General features: G+C 51.5%; 3 protein-coding genes and 1 pseudogene. 2 read left to right on the top strand and 2 right to left on the bottom strand.

Features of this window, described 5'->3' with window-relative positions; all coding sequences use genetic code 11:
- Together LGZ98_RS12515 and LGZ98_RS12510 are read left to right on the top strand one after the other, a co-directional pair.
- On the top strand, positions 1-822 hold an 822-nt coding region (locus tag LGZ98_RS12515; RefSeq protein ID WP_262978140.1), incomplete at its 5' end, for an Rpn family recombination-promoting nuclease/putative transposase.
- Between the two features lie 129 nt (positions 823-951).
- Positions 952-1,188, top strand: a pseudogene (locus tag LGZ98_RS12510) (ISNCY family transposase); the annotation flags it as partial.
- Positions 1,189-1,395: 207 nt separating this feature from the next.
- Here LGZ98_RS12510 and LGZ98_RS12505 read toward each other — a convergent pair.
- Positions 1,396-1,689, bottom strand: coding sequence for an LCI fold-containing protein (locus tag LGZ98_RS12505; protein ID WP_113044146.1), 294 nt, complete (start codon positions 1,687-1,689; stop codon positions 1,396-1,398).
- Positions 1,690-2,079: 390 nt separating this feature from the next.
- Positions 2,080-9,261 carry a TcdA/TcdB pore-forming domain-containing protein gene (locus LGZ98_RS12500; RefSeq protein ID WP_262978139.1) on the bottom strand — a complete coding sequence of 2,394 codons (7,182 nt, stop codon included), beginning with the start codon at positions 9,259-9,261 and terminating at the stop codon, positions 2,080-2,082.
- Positions 9,262-9,348 lie beyond the last annotated feature (87 nt).

The following is a 9,348-nucleotide window of genomic DNA, read 5'->3' as shown; positions in this document are numbered from 1 at the left end:
ATCCAGTTGTTGTGTGATTTAGCCACATTGAAACTGGAACCCGGCAGTTTTGTGGACTGGCATTTGCGTCAACTGCACAGTGATGTGCTCTACTCGGTTGAAACAGCTCGGGGACAGGGCTATATCTATTGTCTGATTGAACATCAGTCCACTCCTGACCCGCTGATGGCCTGGCGGCTGATGCATTATGCCATGTCAGCTATGGCGGCTCACCTGAAAAAAGGCCATACTGAACTCCCGTTGGTGGCACCTCTGCTGTTTTATCATGGTGAGATTCGGCCGTATCCTTACTCAAACCGGTGGCTGGATTGTTTTACGCTCCCCGAACAGGCGGCTCGCTTATACCGTCAGGCGTTTCCGTTGGTGGACGTCAGTGTGCTCAGCGATGAAGAGATCCTGACGCATAAAGGGGTAGCCCTGATGGAGCTGGTGCAAAAACATATTCGCTGCCGGGATATGCAGGAATGGCTCCTCCAATTGGTGGAACTGTTGAATGCAGGGTATAATACAACCGAGCAGCGCAATGTGGTGTTACGCTATATTTTACTGAATGGACATACGCTGGATCTCTCACATTTTGTCCATCAACTGATTGAACAATCTCCGGAGCATGAAACGATGTTGATGACTATTGCAGAACAGCTTGAACAAAAAGGGCGCGAGCAAGGTATCAAGCAAGGTATTGAACTAGGCCGAGAAGAAGGCCGAGAAGAAGGTAAACTGGAAACGGCTCGTGCCTTATTACGGCATGGCGTGAGTTTGGACATTATTGTCACTAGTACCGGACTGAGCCGGGATAAAATTGAAATGTTAAAGCATTAAATTAATCTTCTCTTTCACAGTAAAATGCCGATATTCAAGATCGGCATTTTTGTTCTTATTCAGGATGATGGCTATACAAGGGACTTTTACGTTTTCCCGGCGAAGCTGAAACCGGTCAGACTGAAGTAACAATCTCCGGAGCATGAAACGATGTTGATGACTATTGCAGAACAGCTTGAACAAAAAGGGCGCGTGCAAGGTATCAAGCAAGGTATTGAACTAGGCCGAGAGGAAGGCCGAGAGGAAGGTCGAGAAGAAGGTAAACTGGAAACGGCTCGTGCCTTATTACGGCATGGCGTGAGTTTGAACATTATTGTCACCAGTACCGGACTGAGCCGGGATAAAATTGAAGCGTTAAAGCATTAAATTAATCTTCTCTTTTATAGCAAAATGCCGATATTCAAGATCGGCATTTTTGTTCTTATTAATAGCGTTTTGAAAGGCAGTAGGAAAAGGTTAATAAGGAAAAATAAGAAATATTATTATTCATGATAAAAGCAAAAACCTCGTTATTTTTAACGAGGTTTGTCAGCGGTTTGGAAGCCTCTAATGAGGCTTCTCGGTAGAGTTTTATTATCTTCTACCTTCATATTTACCGACATGATAATTTGATCCACAATTATCTAATTTTTTTATACCTTTAAAGTACCATGTAATCCCATTCTCTGTATATTTATTAGAAAAAGAAGATTGACCACCATTTTTAACAACATATTTAGTATATATACGCGTGCTATCGTTATAGGATATAGGTGAATTATAACAGTTGCTCCAATTAATATCTACGTTTGCTGATGCAACCCCAATTCCTCCAGTTAATGCAATACCTGATACTAATGCTCCGACTACCAATAATTTCTTGAACATAAAAATACCCTCTTTAATAGTTTTATAATTTGCATGATTTAATAACTTGCACATTAAGTGTATCGCTTTTATAAAATTTGTCAAAATTTTGAAGTTAAAAATATTTATTTTAATCTTGTTAATGTTAGGATTTTATTTTATAAAATAGGAAAGTATTTACTGAGGAATATAAAGCCATATGTAATAATACATGCTAAATCATCACATGGATTATATTTCAGTTTTAAAATCTGCTTATATTTTTCATTTTAGATTAGAAATCTAACTTCTTATTTACAAAAGCTCCTCCCTCAATATTAAGAGTCCTCTGTCAATTAGACAGTTTCTAAAAGGCACAACTAAACGGACAGAAAGGGCATTTCGCCCCTTCTGCTGCTTCTCGTGTGACCTTTAAGAGATCAGTGATGACGTCAGCATAGCCTGCGAAGCTGGACGGATTTGCGGTAGGTGGTCGCGGGCACCACCGGTATCAGGGAACGAAGCCATAGCCCCACTCAGCTTCACCAGGCTCGGCCCCTCTGTGTCCGGGACAGCGACAACGGCATGGGTTGTGATGACGGGTTGCTTGCTGGCCCAAGACAGTTCCATCAGACCTTCCTTGGTGTAATTCCATTGGGTAAATCCCTCGACCAGGTGGTCCACGTTGATCACCGACGAGGAACCTTCCAGCTCGATTTGCAGATGCCGATGGGACATAGCCTGACTGTCAAATACCTGACGCACTATCAGGGCCGTTCCGTTGCTGGAATCGGTTAACATCAAGTCGTCATCGTGGCGGTTCACCAGGATGCTTTCCGGATCAACCAACGGTAGGATCAGGCGGTCTAAGGCTTGGCCCTGGTCGTCGTTATCGATGACTATCGTACGGTAATGGGACCATATCGCCCGGCTGAGGCGGTAGGTATCGCTATCGGTGCCGCCATGCAGTACCACGCTGTCGACACCATCAATGAGCGGTGGCGTCAGATCGTCCTTGCTGTCCTCTACAACCCCGCCTTGAAGTAGAAGGGAAGAACCGATACGCTCCACGCTTGTGAACCTATTGAGCATCTGTGCACTGCCGTCCTTGATTTGGTACAGAGCTTGAGTCATCGGGCTGTACACATATGCCGTCTTTTCACCAGCGGCGATCCCCACAAAGCGCAGATTGTTCGAGACAGGGATTCCATTACCCCAAAATACCTGACCGCTGTCGATATCGAACCAGCCTAGTTCCTTGTTGTCCTGCAAGGTCAGTGTCCCTTTGGCCTGCCACTGGTCGGCGAGTTTGGTGAGCGCCTGTGGCAGTTGGGCTTGGTTGTTCTGCCGCCAGTCTTTGTCAACGCCAACTAACTGCAACTCGCCGTTATTGGTTCGTAGTAAGATCTCGCCCTTGACCGTGATCAGACGTATGCCGGTATCGACCTGTCGCGCTTCCTTGAGATGCAACTTAGGTGTCAACTCACTGGCAGTAGGAAGTCGCGCCGAGGCGCTAAGTATCAGATTGGCGCCGCCAAAAGCCGTGGTCAACGCCTTTTCGGTCATGGCTAGTTGACGATACAACTTGCCGCTTTCGGGCTCGAAAAGCAGTGCTGAGGGGCTATCCATTTCGAATCCCAGCAACTGCAACGATTTGCCCTGTAGTGCCGCTGAAGCCACCACCACTTGGCCGTTGTGGTACCACACTGGCAGTAGGTTTTTGCCGTCGGTGCCCTTGATCCCGAACACTGCCAGAGTGGTGCTGCCGTCGGTAATGTTAGCCAGATCTTGCCACCAGTGGGTACGCCCCTTGAGCCAATGCTCATTAACCGCTTCATAGTTAAGCTGTCCCTGCGCATCGAGCCGGGCCACACGCCCATCCTCGGTGATGGCGAGCAGGCTACCATTCAGGTTGACCAGATTAGCCAACGCTGGCGTGCTGATGCGTAATGCGCTGGGATGATTGGCATTGAGAACAGTCTGGCCGGGACCTTCCTGACGGAACAGAGCTTTCTGTTCCTTGCTGTAGAAGAAGAACACTTCCGTACCAGTGGGGAGGGGAATGCTGCCCGCCAACACGAGATCGGCCGGGATCGGCCAGGCACTGCGGGCCTGTTCGTGCGCTTCAAAATGCAAGGTCTGATCCGCCGGTGGCGCCAGATTCGGCTTGATCAGCATCAGCGTCCCATTGCCGGTGCGTATCCAGTAGCGATGCGCTACGCCAGCCGCATCCACGCCGAACACTGTGACCAGCGCCGCACTGGTCGGTTGTATCAGCCGTGCGCCCAGCGTATACGTCGGAGTTTCACGTTGAATGCTATCGTTCTCGTAGCCTTGGAGTATAGTTTTGAGCTCATCACTATGCAGGCCGGTACGGGCCGAAAGCTGGAGGAGCGCATCATCACCCACCGCACTGACCAACTCCATTCGGTCACCGAGGAGCCGATAGCTCAGTTCAGCTTCCTTCCCTTTTAGCTGATAACGGCGCGCCAGATAGACCGCATTCCCCTCTTGCCATAGCCGACAGATCTGGCCTGCACTCTGGTTGAACCAAGGCTCAAACTGAGCGTCGACCTGTCCCGTGGCGATGTCTACCCGCCATGCCGCCGCATTATCGGCGTCGTAGAAATAGGCATGGTCGCCCATCACTGCACCCAGTTGTGCATGCCTGGCTTGTTTGTGGGGGGTGTCGGTGAACAGCATGCGGTCTTTGGCTACGTCGTAGAACGCCCGGCCGACATTTCGCTCGTTGTATCTGTAGTTCTCCACCACCACGTACTGCCCGTGCAACTGATGCGCCTTGGCTAGATCGCTCAGATGCTGCTCGATGCTATGGCCCGGCACCTGCCACTTGCTCGCATCTTCGCTTACCACCTGAGTTGTCAAGTTGGAGAAGTCAACTTCGCGCACCTCGCCCTTGCAGTTGACTACCAGCACTTGCTCTTTCCGATCTGAATCGAGTTCGACCACCACTCCACCAACGACCAGCCGGTTCTTCGACACACTGATACTGTCACTGGCGAGCTGGCTGCTGTCGATGATCCAGCGTGACGGCGCACTGCCGACCAGATTATGCGGGACATCGCTCGTGAGCTTCACGCTGGCGCTTTCGTTCAGCCCGATAAGGTACTCGCCACCGGCACCCTTGATCTCGTAATGCAGGTAGCCATGCAATTCCTTGGGTAGCTCGGGCACTATCAGTTGCCGGTTGCGCTGGTCGAGCACCACTTCGATTGGTGTCGCCATATATTCCTGATGAATCCTACGAATCGTCACCTCCCCTGGAAAGATGTAGAAGTCGTAGTCGAATCGTTTATCCTCTTCAAGCCTGCGGATCACATCAAAACCGGCATCGTGACGTGTAGTTGCGCTAGGGAGCTGCATGTATTCGTAACTGATGAAGGACTTTGGGGTACCGGGCAGGATCAGCACATTGCTGTCGCTGTGGTCGAGTTTGTGGGAAACGTCCTTGTAACCGATTCCACTGCGCACCTCGATTGCTTGGCTGCGGTCATGGACCATCTTTGGAAAGTCGCCGATCCAGAAGAAATAATTGATTCTTCCTGAACCGGTAAAGCCCGAATGGGTGCGGTAAATGTACTGACTGTCGAAGTCGATCTGATTCTTGCGCAGATCCAGGGTTTTAATCACAGCCCCAGCCAAGGGCACCAGCACTTTCTTTTCGTTGTCATACCGATATCCATTGCCTTTATAGGCATTGTCGAGCGTGTTGAAGTAATGGCCTACCGCCTTGGCATCCTCGGCAACCGCACCAAAGGCTTGCGCCAGTGCCGTAAAGCCCACTGCGAGCCCGCCAAGGATCACTCCTCCAGAACCGAGCACAGCGCCCGCTGTTGAGGCACCGACCAAACCAGCCCCCACCCCGGCTGTACCAGTGACGAAGCTAGCCGAGTCGAACGCAAGCTGGGTACCGAACACCGCCTTCTGACCATCGTTCTCAGCGTGGGCCAGCTCATAAGCATCCAGGCCGACCATAGCGCCGCCAAACAGTACGCCTGCGCCTTCATTGACGGTGTGCCCCAGGATGGAGGTAAAGTCCTTGAGTGAAGTTTCGGCGGCCACCACTTCGCCGCGCAACGCCGTACGCACCAGTTCGCTGACTTTAGTCACGTCCTGTACGCCACTGTGAGCCATCTGGACAAAGTTGATGTAGCTGTGGACCTTGAGTGCGGTGGACAGATCAGGCGAAGCGATCCCACGTGCCGCGTCGTTGCGGTTCTTGTCGGCAAACCATTGGATCAATGTCTGTATCGCAAACCCGGCGTTTAGCCCATCAACAACTGGAGCTGCTTCGCCGATACCGCCTTTGGGCTGTATCTGGCCGTGTTCGAGGGTGAAATGTTGGCCTAGGGTGAGCACATGTTCATCGATAAAGCGGCGGAATTCGATAAAGGTGGCATCACTGCTGCTCACCCAACGGGTCTCCTCGGGTTGGTCGCGATTGATGAACTGGATTCGATAGTGGCCTTTGCCTTGGTCCTCGGTATTGCCAATCACTGGCATCCAGCGCTGATCAAGGTTGTTTTCTTGGGCGATCCGTGTACTGGCCTCGGCGAACCTTGATCCCCACTGTTCGGCATCGAGGATCGCCAATGCAGTGTGCAACCGGGTGTCCTTGGCAATCCGTACTTGGGTGTTAACCGCCTGCTCAACCTGCCGCCGTTGCTCTATGACCGTGGTTAGTTCATCGGGACGAGTCAGGTCGGCCACGTTCAGGTCGTTACCCACTGGCACCTTTGCCATCTTGCTGGCATCGATCTCCACCAAGTTGAAGATAGGGGCTAACTCGCTGCCAAGCGAACCGTAGTGGGCGGCCAGTTTGCGTCCCACCAAGTGATTCTTCATGGCCTGGAAGAAGCTGCTTGTACTGTTGAAGGCAAAAATACCGACATTCGGATCATAGAAATAGTAACGGCGTCCTTCGAGTCCGACCGTACTTCCCACCATCATCGAGTGATTTGGGGTATTGAGCGCGAACGTTGAGGTCTTGGTCGTCTTTTTCAGCAGGGAAACCGCTTCGGACAATTTGACTTTCCCGCGCACCGTTGACGCCTGTACGGCCTCAACGTTATCGGAGTGCAATTTGATCAGACTGTTTTTCAGCAGCGTGGAATTGTTTGCGTGGGGATCGGCGGCAGCCAGGAAGAGTTTTTCCACCAGACTGTTGATACCCGCTTCGCCGCTGTTAGCCAGCGCCACCGCCATCGCTCTGACCAAGGGGTAGCAACGGCCGCCGGACTTGTCGCCGACCAGCGACAGGTAAAAGTCCTGTGGCACCAGACGGTCGAAGCTACTACCGGCGCGATGAAAACCCTCGCTGTACACTGCCGTCCACTTCAATACTTTGTCGATGTACTCTGCCTGGCTGGTTTCAGTAATGTGAGCACTCAAGGCACCTTGCTGCTCAGAAGTGAGCTGGCCTTTGAGAAACAGGATCTTCATCTCCAAGGCTGACATCCTATCGTACATCCCAGGGATGCTAATATCGCGGAAGTTACGCTGACCATCGGTAAACGTGGTGCCATACACACGATGTTGGTAAGCTTCGGCGATCGCATAACGCTCGCCCACGCTACTGGTATGCTCCGGTCCACCGTTCTGGATGGGCGTATTGTCGATCCGCACTACGGCAGCCATGCCGTCCTTGGACTTGATCTGCTGCCATAACCAGCTTTGTTCGACGAAGCCCGCTTCACGCAGAACCGTATCGTATTGCGCCTTGTAATACTCCAGAGTGATATCAATCTGTTTTATCTGTTGGTCGATCAGGTTGTGCTGAGAGGTATTGCGTTGCTCTTCATAGAGTTTGCTTCGTTTGTCTACTAGCTGCTTGATATCCGCGTTGATCCTATCGTCAACCTCGGCATGTAACTGAATCCACGCGGCAATTGCTGGATGATCAGGAGAAAATTCACCCTCTGTGTATACACCATCGGTGATCCCTTCGACTGACACCCCGAACTGGGCAGCGACTTTCTTTAGTTGTTGATGAACCTGCTCGCGGTAAGTGGCGAATTGAGCTTGGTTGCGTTTAACCACTTGGCTGTCCGCGATCTGGATCGAGAGCGGTTCTTCACCGCCGCGCAGCTTTGTCCAGCTCATCTGGCCGTCTTGCTGATACTCCTGGCGCTGGAACACCAATTGCCATTCACCATTGACATACTGCATGTACGCCACGGCGAGGCTTTTGGTGGTAGCAGCTACCCGGTAATCTTTGTAGTCCACTGCCATCACCACGTTATCGTATAGCAGCGAACTGTTGACTCGGCCGTCGTGATAGACCCGGTAGGTATTGGCATCAAGGCTGGTCACCACCACCGAACCGCCCGATAGCGTTCCAGTAAATAGAAAGCTCTCCGCGATCTCATGCTTAGGAATGTCTACGTAGGCTGGTGATGCATTGGCCTGGTCGGCGCTGTCGTAGTTGAGAAAATACGCTGGTATGTTGTTAACGCTTGTTGCTACATCATCATTAGCACCTCGATCGGTGTATTCGAGCTCGTACAAGCCTGATCGGATTTTCACTAGCTGGGCGTTCCCTTCCGCCGGGAGACTCCCCGACTTGATTAATGTCTCGGCACTGATGGTGTTGGATTTGGCGAATAACACAGGATCGGCGGTGAACTGATGGATGTCGGCGCTGCTCTGACGAGGCTCAAAACCGCCACTCATGGGCACCAGCTTCCCCTTGAGCTCGCTATCCCGTAGTGCTTGTGAGAGCAACGCCGGAATGTGTACATCGTACCCGCGCATCTGCAAGGTATACGTCAGGGCTTTCTCGATTGGAATATCGGTAAGTAAGGACTGTGTACCCGCTGCGGCAATCAGTTGTGCTCGGGACTGACCGTGACTGCTCGATCCACCCTCGGCTGTTTCAGAGTAGGAAATGCCTTTGCCCACGCGATACATACCAGTCGGGGTGTGTTCGACAAAGGCTGTCGCCGGTAACAGTTCGCTAAGCTTTGAGCTGATGGTTTGAGCATGCTCGACCCCGGCTCTGGAAAGGTAGATCACGGCTTGGTCGGTACGGCTGCCCAGATTTTTCGGCCCCATGATCTTGGCCTGTTCCAGCCAGCCGCGATTGTCATCATTGAACAACTGGGGCAACGCCCGGGCAAGTAAGTTGAAATGCGCCTTGTTAACGTTGATGGTCAGCCGCGCACCAAGCTTGCCGCGGACGTCATAACGTTGCGCAAAATCCTTGGGCAGCATCCGGAAAGCTTCGGCATTGCCTAGGGCGTCATCTGTTTGCGAAGATAGCGCTGTTTTCTCATTGCCTTGTACCAAGATGTCGATTGTTGTGATGCGTGTCGCCAGTGTCTTGATATAACTGACAAATGCCAGTTGCTCGCTTTTGTCGAGGCTACTGATGCCGACCGGTCTGTCATTACTGTAGCGCCAATAAGCGTTGCTCTCCAGCGCCCGTTCCAGCATTTTCTGTTGCTGGAGCAATTCAGGACTCCATTTGCGACCATTTTCACGGAACCCCTTCTTGATCTCTTGGACCAGCATTTGGATTTTCGGTTTGCTCCTCATCTCTCTAAAGGTCGTTTGCGCAGACGTGAGCAGCGATTGATAGCTGTTACTGGGCATAATGGTTCTCCTTAGGAAAATCCTACTTTGGTATTTATGGGTTGCAACATTGCAAGAATGGTTATGGCGGACACGGTTGGCCGCCTG

Origin of the sequence: Photorhabdus kayaii (assembly GCF_025384895.1) — a bacterium.
GTDB classification, from domain to species: domain Bacteria; phylum Pseudomonadota; class Gammaproteobacteria; order Enterobacterales; family Enterobacteriaceae; genus Photorhabdus; species Photorhabdus kayaii.
The sequence above is the reverse complement of the archived record's forward strand: the minus strand, read 5'-3'. Positions and strand labels throughout refer to the sequence as shown.